The sequence below is a fragment of the Ruegeria sp. AL2 genome, from assembly GCF_056540845.1.
This window is the reverse complement of record NZ_JBQFXM010000026.1, coordinates 1-12,964: the sequence shown is the minus strand read 5'-3', so window position 1 is coordinate 12,964 and position 12,964 is coordinate 1. Positions and strand designations below refer to the sequence as shown.

Annotated in this window: 16 protein-coding genes; 8 read left to right on the top strand and 8 right to left on the bottom strand. The window is 56.7% G+C overall.

Annotated features, from left to right (window positions below; translation table 11 throughout):
* Positions 1-60: 60 nt before the first annotated feature.
* A complete protein-coding gene (regB, locus tag ACR0ID_RS18370) occupies positions 61-1,458 on the bottom strand; it encodes a sensor histidine kinase RegB (protein WP_480607701.1) in 1,398 nt (465 codons plus the stop codon).
* A 90-nt stretch (positions 1,459-1,548) separates the two neighbouring features.
* Between regB and ACR0ID_RS18365 the strand changes: the two genes are divergently transcribed.
* Both ACR0ID_RS18365 and ACR0ID_RS18360 read left to right on the top strand, forming a co-directional pair.
* On the top strand, positions 1,549-2,175 hold the full coding sequence (locus ACR0ID_RS18365) for an SCO family protein (protein WP_480607698.1): 627 nt from the start codon (positions 1,549-1,551) through the stop codon (positions 2,173-2,175).
* A gap of 81 nt (positions 2,176-2,256) precedes the next feature.
* Positions 2,257-2,811, top strand: coding sequence for an ActR/PrrA/RegA family redox response regulator transcription factor (locus ACR0ID_RS18360; protein ID WP_050604676.1), 555 nt, complete (start codon positions 2,257-2,259; stop codon positions 2,809-2,811).
* Between the two features lie 37 nt (positions 2,812-2,848).
* Here the strand turns inward: ACR0ID_RS18360 and ACR0ID_RS18355 are convergent, their stop codons facing one another.
* Positions 2,849-3,571, bottom strand: a complete 723-nt coding sequence (locus ACR0ID_RS18355; RefSeq protein ID WP_480482602.1) for an SGNH/GDSL hydrolase family protein — start codon at positions 3,569-3,571, stop codon at positions 2,849-2,851.
* Positions 3,572-3,607: 36 nt separating this feature from the next.
* Positions 3,608-4,201, bottom strand: a complete 594-nt coding sequence (locus tag ACR0ID_RS18350; protein WP_480506833.1) for an HD domain-containing protein — start codon at positions 4,199-4,201, stop codon at positions 3,608-3,610.
* Between the two features lie 206 nt (positions 4,202-4,407).
* Here ACR0ID_RS18350 and ACR0ID_RS18345 point away from each other — a divergent pair, with 206 nt between their 5' ends.
* The 4 genes from ACR0ID_RS18345 to ACR0ID_RS18330 all read left to right on the top strand — a co-directional run bounded on the left by ACR0ID_RS18345 (position 4,408) and on the right by ACR0ID_RS18330 (position 7,455).
* Positions 4,408-4,722 (top strand): hypothetical protein, encoded by a 315-nt coding sequence (locus ACR0ID_RS18345; protein ID WP_480607695.1) that lies wholly within the window; start codon positions 4,408-4,410, stop codon positions 4,720-4,722.
* Between the two features lie 102 nt (positions 4,723-4,824).
* Positions 4,825-6,213 (top strand): adenosylhomocysteinase, encoded by a 1,389-nt coding sequence (ahcY, locus tag ACR0ID_RS18340; protein WP_480555974.1) that lies wholly within the window; start codon positions 4,825-4,827, stop codon positions 6,211-6,213.
* 13 nt (positions 6,214-6,226) lie between these two features.
* Positions 6,227-6,976 carry an extensin-like domain-containing protein gene (locus tag ACR0ID_RS18335; RefSeq protein ID WP_480607692.1) on the top strand — a complete coding sequence of 250 codons (750 nt, stop codon included), beginning with the start codon at positions 6,227-6,229 and terminating at the stop codon, positions 6,974-6,976.
* Between the two features lie 137 nt (positions 6,977-7,113).
* On the top strand, positions 7,114-7,455 hold the full coding sequence (locus ACR0ID_RS18330) for a DUF2853 family protein (protein WP_480496375.1): 342 nt from the start codon (positions 7,114-7,116) through the stop codon (positions 7,453-7,455).
* Positions 7,456-7,674: 219 nt separating this feature from the next.
* Here ACR0ID_RS18330 and ACR0ID_RS18325 read toward each other — a convergent pair whose 3' ends face one another.
* From ACR0ID_RS18325 to tsaD, 5 genes are all read right to left on the bottom strand, one after another.
* Complete coding sequence (locus ACR0ID_RS18325; RefSeq protein WP_480607689.1) at positions 7,675-8,970, bottom strand: hypothetical protein; 1,296 nt, start codon at positions 8,968-8,970, stop codon at positions 7,675-7,677.
* A gap of 160 nt (positions 8,971-9,130) precedes the next feature.
* A complete protein-coding gene (locus ACR0ID_RS18320; RefSeq protein ID WP_480474453.1) occupies positions 9,131-9,553 on the bottom strand; it encodes an EVE domain-containing protein in 423 nt (140 codons plus the stop codon).
* Positions 9,553-9,822, bottom strand: a complete 270-nt coding sequence (locus ACR0ID_RS18315; protein WP_480482615.1) for a YciI family protein — start codon at positions 9,820-9,822, stop codon at positions 9,553-9,555. Before ACR0ID_RS18315 ends, ACR0ID_RS18320 begins: the two co-directional genes overlap by 1 nt.
* 1 nt (position 9,823) lies before the next feature.
* Positions 9,824-10,786 (bottom strand): NAD(P)H-dependent glycerol-3-phosphate dehydrogenase, encoded by a 963-nt coding sequence (locus ACR0ID_RS18310; RefSeq protein WP_480607685.1) that lies wholly within the window; start codon positions 10,784-10,786, stop codon positions 9,824-9,826.
* Entirely contained in the window at positions 10,783-11,880 is a 1,098-nt protein-coding gene (gene tsaD / locus ACR0ID_RS18305; RefSeq protein WP_480607682.1) for a tRNA (adenosine(37)-N6)-threonylcarbamoyltransferase complex transferase subunit TsaD, read from the bottom strand. The genes ACR0ID_RS18310 and tsaD overlap by 4 nt, the downstream gene beginning before the upstream one ends.
* A gap of 98 nt (positions 11,881-11,978) precedes the next feature.
* Here tsaD and ACR0ID_RS18300 point away from each other — a divergent pair, with 98 nt between their 5' ends.
* Together ACR0ID_RS18300 and ACR0ID_RS18295 are read left to right on the top strand one after the other, a co-directional pair.
* The gene (locus ACR0ID_RS18300; RefSeq protein WP_480607680.1) at positions 11,979-12,692 is read left to right on the top strand and encodes a uroporphyrinogen-III synthase; all 714 of its coding nucleotides are present in this window, start codon (positions 11,979-11,981) and stop codon (positions 12,690-12,692) included.
* A 54-nt stretch (positions 12,693-12,746) separates the two neighbouring features.
* A partial coding sequence (locus tag ACR0ID_RS18295) for a hypothetical protein (RefSeq protein ID WP_480521350.1) occupies positions 12,747-12,964 on the top strand: 218 nt, incomplete at its 3' end.

The window sequence follows — 12,964 nt, the reverse complement described above, 5'->3', positions numbered from 1 at the left end:
CCCCAAGGTAGAACCAAACCCCGGCTGACTATGGGCAGGATAGGTTAACGGCTCCTTAACTCATACTTGAATGCGTTTGTTGGAACCGGATGGAACCGGAGTGTCACCTTTTTGCGCGTCAATCAGGTTGCGCGGCCACGAGACCTTGACGATTGCACCTGTCCTGTCTTTTTGATCGGTCAGACGCTGATACGGATCCGAGCCATTAGCGAATTTCAGTTCGGCGCCGCTGCGTTCCAGCAACGTTTTTGCGATGAACAGCCCCAGTCCCATGCCTTCGTATTCCGGACGGGTTCGCAGGTCGGCTTCGGCCCGTCTGCGGCGCATGAAGGGATCACCGATGCGGCCAATCATGTGCGACGGGTAGCCGCGCCCGTCATCCATGATGCTGACGGTGATTTTGCTGTCCGTCCATTCGGCTTCGACCCAGACATTGGCGCGGGCGAAATCTACGGCATTCTGTATCAGGTTGCGGAGTCCGTGAATGATCTCGGGCTTTCGCAGAATCGAGGGTTGCAGCACATCTCCGTCCTGCGCCGGGCCTTCCGAAAAATGAACGACCTTGCCCCGGTCAACATGCGGTTCGGCGGCTTCGTTCACCACTGTTGAAAGTGGAGCCTGCCGCAAATGCAGGTCATCTTTTCCGGCACGACCCATATCGCGCAAAATGTCGCGGCACCGATCGGCCTGTTCGCGGATCAAGGCCGCGTCTTCCTTGAGGTCGGGACGGTCGTCCAGCTCTTCGATCAGTTCCGCACTCGTCAGTTTGATTGTTGCCAGAGGGGTGCCCAGCTCGTGCGCGGCGGCGGCGACCACGCCGCCCAGATCGGTCAGTTTTTGCTCGCGCGCCAGCGCCATATGGGTGGCAGCCAGCGCTTCGGACATGGACTGAACCTCGGAACTGACGCGGTGAGAATAGGCACCGATAAAGACGATGGCGATAATAATAGCCGCCCAGTTGCCAAACAGCAGGATTTCCGGAATGTCCAAAACCACCCCGATGTTGGTCCGCAGCGGCAGGTGGAATTCCGCCAGCAGAGTGGTCAGAACAATTGCAACAGCCCCGACAATCAAGGTCGACCGTGTGCTCATCACATTGGCAGAAATCGTGACCGGCCCCAGAAGCAGAAGGGCAAAGGGGTTGTTCAGCCCGCCTGTCAGATACAGCAAGATCGACAGTTGCAACAGATCGAACAGAACCATCAGGAAGTTTTCGAACTCGGACATCCGCTTATTCTGTGGAAACAACAGAATGGCGGTCAGGTTACCCATGACCGAGATCCCGATGGCCAGATAGCACAGGCCCAGTTCCAGCTGCACATGATAGTATTGCTGGGCCACGGTGATGGCGGTGATCTGACCAAAGATGGCAACCCATCGCAACAGGATAAGGGTGCGCAGGCGGATCCAGCTGCTGCGTTCCTGGCCGCGCCAAAAAGTCTGATTGGAATCTGCCATTGGTCGCTTATGTCCTGTTGCAAAGGCTGGTCATCTTGTTAGGTGTCCCGGCCGAAACGATCAACAACTCCTTGCGACCGGAAAACCGAAATGACCCGCCTATACGCAATTCTTGCAACTCTCGTTCTGGCTATTGGCCTAGGTGCGATGTGGCTTTTGACGCGTGGGGGCGGATCCGACGACCAGTTTGCACAGTGCCGGTCCGGGCAGATCGCCGGGGGGACCGCTGCTATCGGCGGGCCGTTTGAACTGGTGAATGGCAAAGGTGAGACGGTGACCGACAAAGACGTTATCACCGAACCCACACTTGTCTATTTCGGCTATACATTCTGCCCCGATGTCTGCCCGTTTGACATGTCCCGCAATGTTGAGGCCGTGGATATCCTGAACCAGCGCGGGCAGTCGGCAACGGCGCTGTTCATCTCGATCGATCCCGAACGGGACACGCCCGAGGTTGTGGATGATTATGCCTTCAATCTTGGCGGTAAGACGATTGCGCTGACCGGTTCACCCGAACAGGTCAGGGCGGCGAGCAAGGCTTACAAGACCTTTTACAAGGCACAGGATAAAAGCGACGAATTCTATCTTGTTGACCATTCCACCTTCACCTATCTGGTGACGCCCGAACATGGTTTCCTTGAATTCTTCAAGCGCGATGACACGGCCGAACAGATGGCGGACAAGGTCGGGTGCTTTCTGGACCAGGCTGCGCATTAACAAGGTTGTTTGACCTTTGTTTCTGCGCTGCTATTACTCATGTTTAAGCCAAAGGCATGAAATAGCGGAAAGACCTAACATATGGCAGACAGTTCTCAGCTTGATATCGGCCCTGACAAATCCCTGCTTTTGGTGGATGATGACGAGCCGTTCCTGAGACGTTTGGCCAAGGCCATGGAAAAGCGTGGGTTCGAGGTTGAAACCGCAGGATCCGTCGCCGCAGGTCGTGCAATTTCCACCGCCCGCCCACCGGCTTACGCAGTTGTTGACCTGCGACTGGAGGATGGCAATGGTCTGGATGTGGTTGAGGTTCTGCGCGAAAAGCGCCCCGACAGCCGGGTTGTGGTTCTGACCGGGTACGGGGCGATTGCGACCGCAGTCGCCGCGGTAAAAATCGGCGCAACCGATTATCTGTCGAAACCCGCCGACGCCACCGACATCACCAATGCGCTGCTGGCCAAGGGTGACGAATTGCCCCCGCCGCCGGAAAACCCGATGAGCGCGGACCGCGTGCGTTGGGAGCACATCCAGCGGGTTTATGAGCTGTGTGACCGCAATGTCAGCGAAACGGCGCGGCGGCTGAACATGCACCGCCGGACCTTGCAGCGGATACTGGCGAAGCGTAGTCCGCGTTGAGACTATAACCTAATCACCGCAAAAACCCCACTCAGCGTCACTGAAGGGAGCACTTTATTTCAGCGCAAAGCTGCTGTGTCAGGTGACGATAACCGATTGGATTGGGGTGTAGGCCGTCCGATGTCCACTTGTCGATGTTATTACTATACCCGGGAGGGGAGTTGAGAAACGTGCAGTTTCCCATTTCCAAGCAAGTTTGTTGTGCTGCAATGTTGTAGGCGGTTCGAAACGTTTCGTTTTCGATAGTCCAAGTTTCGCTGGCGACAGGCAGAACGGCACGCCAGATCAATCTGTCTACGGAGGTGAACACATCCGCTAACTGCTTAACATATTTCGGAACCTCCTCCAGAGGTGCGTCGTTCAGGGCGTCATTAACCCCAACACCCAAGTACCAGACCGGAACATGAGTGATGAGCTCCGGGTGCACCCTTGCTATTAAGCCTTGGGTTGTGTCCCGACTGATTCCCAGATTCAATGCGTTTGAAACGATGTTGCTGGTTAGCCATCCCTCGATGATGGAATCACCAATAAATGCGATTTGAATATTCGGTGACGCGAGAGCTTGGGAAATCGGTCGTTTGTGCAGCCACACCATTGTCTGATAGTGTTTAGTTTCTGTGACGGGAGTATGCGCTCCGGTAAGCTTGCGTACTGTCTTCGCCAGATACCCAGTTCTGATCAACACGGCTGCTAGCGCCAGGATCAGCACCAAATTTGTTGCAAGCAAGATCCGGTTCCCAATCGGCCGTTTCGCGCTCATTTCACCATTTCCTTTAGCTGTTCAGGTTGCACGTCGCTAAAGTAGCGCGAGAAGCACTGTGTGCCGATCTGTGTAGGCTTTCCTTACTTCGACCGGTGGTCTCAGCGTGATCTCCAATCCCTCCATCACCGCTTTATCCGGGCGACCAAAGAATTTCGTTGCCTCAGCGTCAGAAAACCCTGCGATCTGGGTGGCCTCCATCCAGGCGCTGATCTTGTCGGCCTTCTTGATCTGCCGTTTCACCGCTTTTGGCACCTCAGCGGGCAGGCCGAACCGGATGTGGATCGCCGCCGCCAACCGGTCATCCAGCGCGCCGTAACCGGGGCCCACGGCAGATTTGACCGGCGAAATCATGTCGCCGATCACGTATTCCGGCGCATCATGTAACAGGGCTGCCAGCCGCCATTTGACGGGTGTCTTGGGCGCAATTCTTCCGAAGAGTTCCTCAACCAATAGGGAATGCTCGGCCACGGAATAGGCGAAATCGCCGCGTGTCTGCCCGTTCCAACGTGCCACAAAAGCAAGCCCATGCGCGATATCTTCGATCTCGATATCCACCGGGGTCGGGTCCAGCAGATCCAGCCGACGCCCCGATAACATGCGCTGCCATGCCCTGGGTTGTGTTGCCATTTTGCTATGCCTCGCCTGACCGGACGCGATTGCGCCATATTTTTGTGCTATGATGTACCTGTCTGGATCACTTGCTGCCAACAGTTTCTTGAGCATTTGTGCTTTGAAACGGCGCGCCATGATCCCGACATCAAAACCGAGGGGGGCACATGCTTCTCCCGGTGTGCTCCTCTCGACCGTGAAACGCGAAACGATAGGAGTTTGTCATGTTCAAGCGTTTATTCGCCATTGCCCTGACCTTTGGAATGGCCGCGACCGCCCCACCAGCCTTTGCCCGGAGTTGTGCAGAGCGCGACGACATCGTCACCAAATTGCAGGAAAACTATGCCGAGGAATTGGCCTTTGGCGGCCTGCAAAAGACGCGCGACGCGCAGTCTGTGATGGAGGTTTGGGCCTCGAAGGAAACGGGCAGCTATACCGTTTTGGTTACCAATGCGAACGGAATCAGTTGTATTGTTGCCGTTGGCACCGATTTTTTTGAAGCGATACCAAAGATAAAAATCGAAGGCACGCCAAGCTGAAAGCGGCCACCAGGCTTCCGGTAACAGTCTTCAAAGTTGCCACCTGCCCCAAGGAGTGCTAGGGGCAGCCGGGACTGTGATTTACCGAAAATGGAGCGCCAGATGGCCGTGGACTATATCGTTAAAGACATTTCGCTGGCCGGGTTCGGCCGCAAGGAATTGGACATTGCCGAAACCGAGATGCCGGGCTTGATGTCCCTGCGTACGGAATATGGGGAAAGCAAACCTCTGACAGGTGCGCGTATCGTTGGATCGCTGCACATGACTATCCAGACAGCTGTTCTGATTGAAACGCTGGTTGCGCTGGGCGCGGATGTGCGCTGGGCGTCGTGCAACATCTTCTCGACCCAGGACCATGCAGCAGCCGCGATTGCCGAGGCAGGCATTCCCGTCTTCGCCATCAAGGGTCAGACGCTGGAAGAGCATTGGGATTACCTGGATAAATCCTTCTTGTTCGAAGACGGCCCGAACATGATCCTCGACGATGGTGGCGACGCGACCCTGTACATCCTGCTGGGTGCACGTGCGGAAGCGGGCGAAGACATCATCCCAGTTCCGGGTTCGGAAGAGGAAGAGGTGATCAAGAAGCAGATCGCCAAGCGCATGGCGGCAAGCCCCGGCTGGTTCACCAAGATGCGTGACCAGATCCAAGGCGTTTCCGAGGAAACCACCACCGGCGTGAACCGCCTGTATCAACTGGTGAAAGACGGCCACCTGCCTTTCCCGGCGATCAACGTGAATGACTCGGTCACAAAGTCGAAATTCGACAATAAATACGGCTGTAAGGAATCGCTGGTTGACGGTATTCGCCGCGCCACCGACACAATGATGGCCGGTAAGGTTGCCGTGGTTTGCGGCTATGGCGACGTCGGCAAGGGCTCAGCCGCCAGCTTGCGTGGCGCGGGTGCGCGCGTGAAGGTGACCGAAGTTGACCCGATCTGCGCGCTGCAGGCTGCGATGGATGGGTTCGAAGTAACCCTGCTGGAAGACGAAGTTGCCAGCGCGGATATCTTCATCACCACCACCGGCAACAAGGACGTGATCCGCATCGAGCATATGCGCGAGATGAAGGACATGGCCATCGTCGGCAATATCGGGCACTTCGACAACGAGATTCAGGTGGCCAGCCTGAAGAACCACAAGTGGACCAATATCAAGGAGCAGGTGGACATGATCGAGATGCCTTCGGGCAACCGTCTGATCCTGCTGTCTGAAGGCCGCCTTCTCAATCTTGGCAACGCCACAGGTCACCCGTCTTTTGTGATGTCGGCCTCGTTCACCAACCAGGTTCTGGCACAGATCGAGCTGTTCACCAAAGGTGATCAGTACGAGAACAAGGTCTACATCCTGCCCAAGCATCTGGATGAGAAGGTCGCCCGCCTGCATCTGGATCGCATCGGCGTGAAGCTGACGAAGCTGGATGCGGATCAGGCCGCGTACATTGGTGTCAAACCAGAAGGTCCATACAAACCGGAACACTACCGCTACTGATTGTCGTCTGACGATGACACAGAATAACGGACGCCGCCAGTTTCTTTACTCGGCGGCGTTCTTTGTTTTCAGGGTTCTGGTTGTGGTGATCGTGCTGGGTGGCGGTGGCTGGGTGCTGTTGGCGCATCCAAAGACACCGGTGCCATCTCACTGGAACCCATTGCATGACCTTAAAGTCAGCGCGCCGGTCACGCCGGTCACCAGGTATCAACTGAACCGGGCCTTGGCAGATGAAACCCAGTGTCGGGCTACATTGACCGAAGCAGGCGTTCATTTCGAGGCGATGGAGGATCTGGTCATTGATCAGAACTGTGGCATTGCCGCACGGGGTCTACTGACCCGGCTGGCCACTTCGCACATCGAAGCCGTTGAAACCAGTTGCGCCACAACATTGCGGCTGACGATGTGGGAACACCATGTCGTGCAGCCGGCTGCGTACGAACTGCTTGGAACCGGTATTGCCCGTTTGCGCCATGTCGGAAGTTACAATTGCAGGCGCATGCGCACCCTGAAGGGTGAAAATAACGGATGGAGCAGCCATGCCCGTGCGGACTCGATCGATATCATCGGTGTGGAGACGACCGATGGCCGCGTACTGACCCTGTTAAATGGCAGGCAGGGTACCGGACCCGAACCCGCATTCCTGCGGCAAATCTGGCGGGGCGCGTGCGACTGGTTTCGTGTGGTTCTAGGCCCGGACTTCAATCGCTTGCACGCGGATCATTTTCACCTGCAAGGTTCGGGCTGGGGGTATTGCAGATAGGTCTTGCATCCTGTGCTTTCCAGTCCCGGTTAAGGGGGAGGAAACGCAATATTTTATCCTTTTGGGCTGACCTGTGACACGTCTAGTCTCGGCTATCGGTGATTGGTGCCGGATTAACGGATAAAGGAGATTGGGACATGGGCAAGCGCGACGAGTTGATCGCCAAATACGCTGAAGATCTGAAAAACAAATGTGGGATGAACCCCGATATGGACCTGCTGACCAAGGTCACAATCGGTTGCGGTCCGGCAATATATGACGCAGATGCGGCAACTGTTGCAGCCAGCCAGGCGCCCGAGTTGGAAACCGTCAAGAACAACTTCCTGATCAAGAAACTGGGCCTGTCAGATGGTCCCGAGCTGATGGCAGCGATCAACAAAGCCATGGAAACTTATGGCATGTCCGAGCGCAACAAATACCGCGCCGTGGTCTATTACATGCTGACCAAGCATTTCGGGAAAGAAGCCGTTTACGGCTGATCTTACCGCGCAATCCTAAAACGCCTGCCGTCTTTCCGGCAGGCGTTTCGTATTTGAGTTGTTTTTTAAGGACTTGGCGTTTGAAACGCTGCGCGCGGTTGGGCTAAGGTCAATCCGTGACCAGGACGGTCAGAACCAGATATTTCCATACGCGTGTGGTGAGTAGGGAGCACGCGGGGGTAGGGAAGGTTCTGTATCGTCAGAGCCTTCCCTCATTACTCATCGGAACTCTTTAAGAATACGCGCGATGAGGTTTTCTGCGTTGTCAGGTTGAACGGTTGAATTGTCGTCCGCATTTCCGCCGATGCCTTCCAGATAAACCTCGATCCGCCCCGGGCGCGTCTTGCTGCCCGAGCTTGTGAAGTCCCGTGCAATACCCCCCAGTGCATCGGCGGCCATCGCGGCGTTTTCGGCGTCATCGGGGTGATAAAACCGGACCTGGGTTTCTCTGACCCGGTATCCCACCCGAGCTGTTGCCACCACTGTTGCCTGACCTCGGACAAGCAGTTCCAACGCCCGGTTGCTGGTCTCTTGCGAAACTCTCGACGGTACAAAAAGCGAGACCTCAAGATCAATGATCGGCGTCACAAGAAGCGGTTTCACCTCGGCGTAGGGCGGGTTGGCGGGTGTGTCGATCTCTTGCGGAACGGGATCATTGGTTATCTGTGATATCTGCGATAATCCGCCCTTGTTCAGCGGATTGGGATTGCGAAGTCGTGGATCATACAAGGCAGGAATCGCGGCTTGAATGCCTGAGGCGATCGCGGCGGCCAACGTGGGTTCCATCCGGGCAGGAATGAAAATCTTGGGCGGCGTCAAGGAAATCTCCGGCTTCTCCGTTACCGCTTCGGGATTCGGGCCGGTTGCAAACTCGCTTTCCGGCATGACAGTGTTTTCCGGTTCCTGGGAAAGGGTTACACTGGATTGATCCAAAACAACCGGATCGACTGACTCGCTATTTGGCTTGTCCAAGGGTTCGCTGACGTCAGCGGGTATTGAGAGAGGCTCAGGCTCAGGGGGCCCTGAAACCAACAGATCCTCTGGTATAGGGGCGTCTTTCGGGTCCGGCAGGCTGGTGGCCGCGGCCTCAGGCGGTTCTTCGGGGGCCAGAAAGGTTTCAGAAAGCGCATTCAGAACGGCCTGATCTTCTGCGTCTGCGGTTGGCCAGTCATCTAAAAGATTTGCAATGACCCATTGCAAGGCGGCCCCGCACAAAAGGGCAACCAGTACTAACGCGACCCGAGTTTTCCGTTTTTTTCTGACGCGTGGCTTGTCCAGATTTAGCGAGCGGACCCGTTCGGAAACGATCTGCTCAGTATCTGTATCGTCCGGTGGGGGCAGAACGTCCGATTGCGCAGAGGTCGAAGCAGGTTCTTTCAGCGCCTCTTCTTGCGCCCCCGCAAGCACCGACGCGCGCTTCTCCCGCGCCTCTTTGAGGCGCGCTTCCCAGGTTCTCGTGCTTTTCGCAGCAACGGTGTTATCGAGTGTCCCGTTGCCGTTTTCAGTGTCAGACACGGGGTTCAAACTTTCAAAACATATCGAATTTATCCGAACAACACCAAGCGGTTACGACCAGAGCAATTATAACCTTCAGGTCCCTACCCGGCGTAGCCCTTGGAAACATAACACCTTGCCGGGCGTTTGAGAAGTTTTGCACCTTGTACAGGACGGCAGGTCAATCCGGCTGCGTTTCACCCAAGGCGCATATCGCCTTCCATTGATCGTCAGTTACCGGCTGCACCGATAAACGAGAGTTTTTCACCAACACCATTTCGGCAAGCCGTTCGTCGGCCTTGATCTGGTCCAGTGTCACGGGTTTGGAAAAGGACCGGACGGCCTTGATATCCACGCATTCCCAGCGCTCATCATCGGTGGAATTGTCGGGATGTGCCTCGGCGCATACTTCGACAATACCAACAACTGACTTGTCCTTTTGAGAGTGGTAGAAGAACCCCCAATCCCCAATGGCCATCTGACGCATGAAATTGCGCGCCTGATAGTTGCGCACACCGTCCCATTCCTCGCCCTTATCCCCCTTGGCCATTTGCTGTTCCCAGCTCCAGGTCGAAGGTTCGGACTTGAATAGCCAATATGCCATCAGCCGATCACCTTTTTCCAGGGAATCAGTTCAACCGACTGGAACAATCCAGCCTTCGCATAGGGGTCATTATCTGCCCAGTTTTGCGCAGCAGCCAGATCTTCGACGTCGAGCACAACCAGCGAACCGATCATGGCGTCGCCATCCAACAGCGGCCCTGCCTGCGATACAACACCCGTTTCTTCGATATAGGCCAGATGGGCCGCGCGATTGTCCAACCGGGTTTGCAGTGCCCCGGCTTTGTCACGGGCGATGAGTGCGATCAGCATGTTATTCCTCCTTGAGTGGGCGATTGAGCAGGTTTTGGATGGCCTCGGTCACACTGTAGGCACCATGGCTCAGATCCGCCACCGTTGTACTGATGGGCATGTCCAGCCCTTCCTTGACGGCAATCTCTGACATGGCGCGCGCGGTGGCGACGCCTTCGACGGTAGTATGTTGGTCAAATGGTTGGTTCAGACCCAAACTAAGGCCAAAACGGTAGTTTCGGGACAGCTCTGAGGAACAGGTCAACACCAGATCTCCAAGCCCGGACAAGCCCATCAGAGTGTCAGGACGCGCGCCACGCAGGGCGGCAAAGCGCTGCATTTCCGCAAAACCGCGAGTCATCAACGCGGCCCGGGCGCTGTCCCCCAGCCCCGCGCCGATTGCTGCGCCGCAACCGATGGCTATGATGTTCTTCAGCGCCCCGCCAAGTTCAGCACCTATGGTGTCAGTGGTCCGATAGAGGCGCAGGTTCGCAGTGGCCAGCTCGGTCTGCAATGTTTTGCCAAGATTCGTATCACCGCAAGCCAGCGTTAACGCAGTGGGCAAACCGCGCGCTATGTCATCAGCAAAACTGGGTCCTGTCAGCAAAGCGATCGAGGCATCGGAGACAACATCCCTGATGACCGCAACGGGCCCGAGACCAGAATCCAACTCTATCCCCTTACAGCAAGCGACCAGTGTCTTGCCGTGCAGCACCGGGGCGTGATCTTGCAAGGCGCTGCGCAATTGCTGCATAGGAACGGCCAAAAGCAGAATGTCAGCCTTCGACGCCTCAGCGATATTTGCGGTTACGGCGATGTTCGTGCGTAAGGAAACACCAGGCAGCATGGTGGAGTTTTCGCGCGTCTCATGCATCTGCCGCGCCTGATCGGCGTTTCTGGACCACAGCGTTACTGGCCCGTTGCCTGATAGCGAGATTGCCAAAGCGGTACCAAACGCACCGGATCCCAGGACAGATACGTTCATGCCTTGGCCCCTTTCTTACCGCTGCCCAGCATTGCCGGGCTGCGTTGATCGAGCGGCCAGCGGGGACGGGCAGTCAGGTCCAGACCGTCGCGCGCGCCGGTGCGAAAGCGTTCAAGACCCGCATAGGCAATCATCGCGGCATTGTCCGTGCACAAAGCCAGCGGAGGTGCCGTAAACCGGGCACCTTGTTGTGCGCAAACAGACTCTAACGCTGCCCGAATGGCCGAGTTGGCAGCCACCCCACCTGCAACCGCGACAACGGGATCAGCAGGATTGTGATCAAGATACAGATCAATCGCGCGGCGGGTTTTCTCGGCCAATGTGTCCACTATGGCCTGCTGGAATCCTGCGCACAGATCAGCTCGGTCCTGACGGGTCAGCCCACCCTTGTCGGCCACGATTTGGTCGCGCATTCGCATCAGGGCTGTTTTCAGCCCCGAGAAGGACAAGTCACAGCCGGGCCGGTCCAGCAGTGGCCTGGGAAAGCGGAACCGCTGGGGATCGCCATCACGGGCCTCAGCCTCGACAGACGGGCCGCCGGGTTGCGGCAGTCCCAGCAGGCGAGCGGTCTTGTCAAAGGCTTCCCCAGGTGCGTCGTCGATTGTACCGCCCAGGCGGGTAAACTGCTCGGGGCTATGGGCGATCAGGTATTGGCAATGGCCGCCCGACACCAGAAGCATGAGGTAAGGGAAGGCGATGCCGTCCGTCAGGCGGGGTGTCAGGGCGTGACCGGCAAGATGATTGACGCCAATCAGCGGCAAGCCCGTGGCGGCGCTCAGCCCTTTGGCGCACATGACACCGGACATGACCCCTCCGATCAGACCGGGCCCGGCGGTGACGGCAATGGCGTCCATGTCGCGAAGTGACAGACCGGCGGCCTCCAGTGCCTGCATGACACAGACATCCAGCTTCTCGGCATGCGCACGGGCCGCAATCTCGGGTACGACACCGCCAAAGGCGCTGTGCAGATCGGTTTGACCGTGCACCACAGAAGACAGGATCTCGGCTTTGGCACCTTCGGTCTGGCGCACGACAGCTGCGGCTGTGTCGTCACAGCTGCTTTCCAAACCCAATACGGTAAGTGTTTGCACCATCACCCTGATCCGTTGCATCATGTATATACGGCGGGGTATCACCCTGCGCGGATGCAAACAATCCTGAAGGGTCAAGGCGCCACACGTTGTTTTTGTTGATGACCCGCCCTCGCTCCGCCTCGGAAAGGTTTGTCGAGCAGTTGCCAACCCGCGTCAGATCTCGGGTACAGGCCATCTATTCGCCGATTATGGAAATCCGGTCTCTGCCAGATGCGGTGGACACCAAGGGTGTAAAGGGATTGATCTTTACATCGGCTAATGCGGTAAATGCGGCGGTTTCGAAAGGTGTTGACCGCACTCTGCCGGCCTATTGCGTGGGGCCCGCAACAACCGGTACCGCGAAAGGGTATGGGTGGCAGGCCAAGATGGTCGGAACCACGGCAGAAGAATTGGTTGGGCATCTGCTCAAGCATCGGCCCAAAAGCCCGCTTTTGCACCTGCGGGGTGAACATACACGGGGTAATATCGCTGGCCGCCTGACCGAATCTGGTCTGACCGTTCGGGAACAGCCAGTCTATCAGCAGCGGTTGTTGCCGCTAACACCCGAGGCCACCGAGGCCGCCGAAGGAAATCTGCCGATAATTGCTCCGCTTTTCTCGCCGCGCACGGCGCGACATTTTGCCGATATCTGGGCCGGATCAGCCCCCCTTTGGCTGGTTGCGATCAGCCAGGCTACGGCTGATCCCCTTTATTCTTTGGACTATGAGCACCTGAAGATTGCAAAACATCCGACACCGAAGAAAATGCGTAAAGCTGTTAAAAAGCTTGTGAAACATGTGTTGCGGGTTGAGGGTGGCGAGGTCCCCGATTAACTTAACCTGGGCTGTTATTCATCTGAATTTGGATTCGATAAGGGGAATATTGCGGTGGCTGGTAAGAAGAAATCCGATCAAAAGCCGGTGGAACCCCTCCTAGCAGATGATGCAGTTGAAACTGATCTGCGGCAGGAAGATACGCCTGTTGACCCGGCTGAACCTGTAGAAGAAGACCTGTCCGAAGCCGAAGCCGAAGCCGAAGCCGAAGCCGAAGCCGAAGCCGAAGCCGAAGCCGAAGCCGAAGCCGAAGCCGAAGCCGAAGCCGAAGC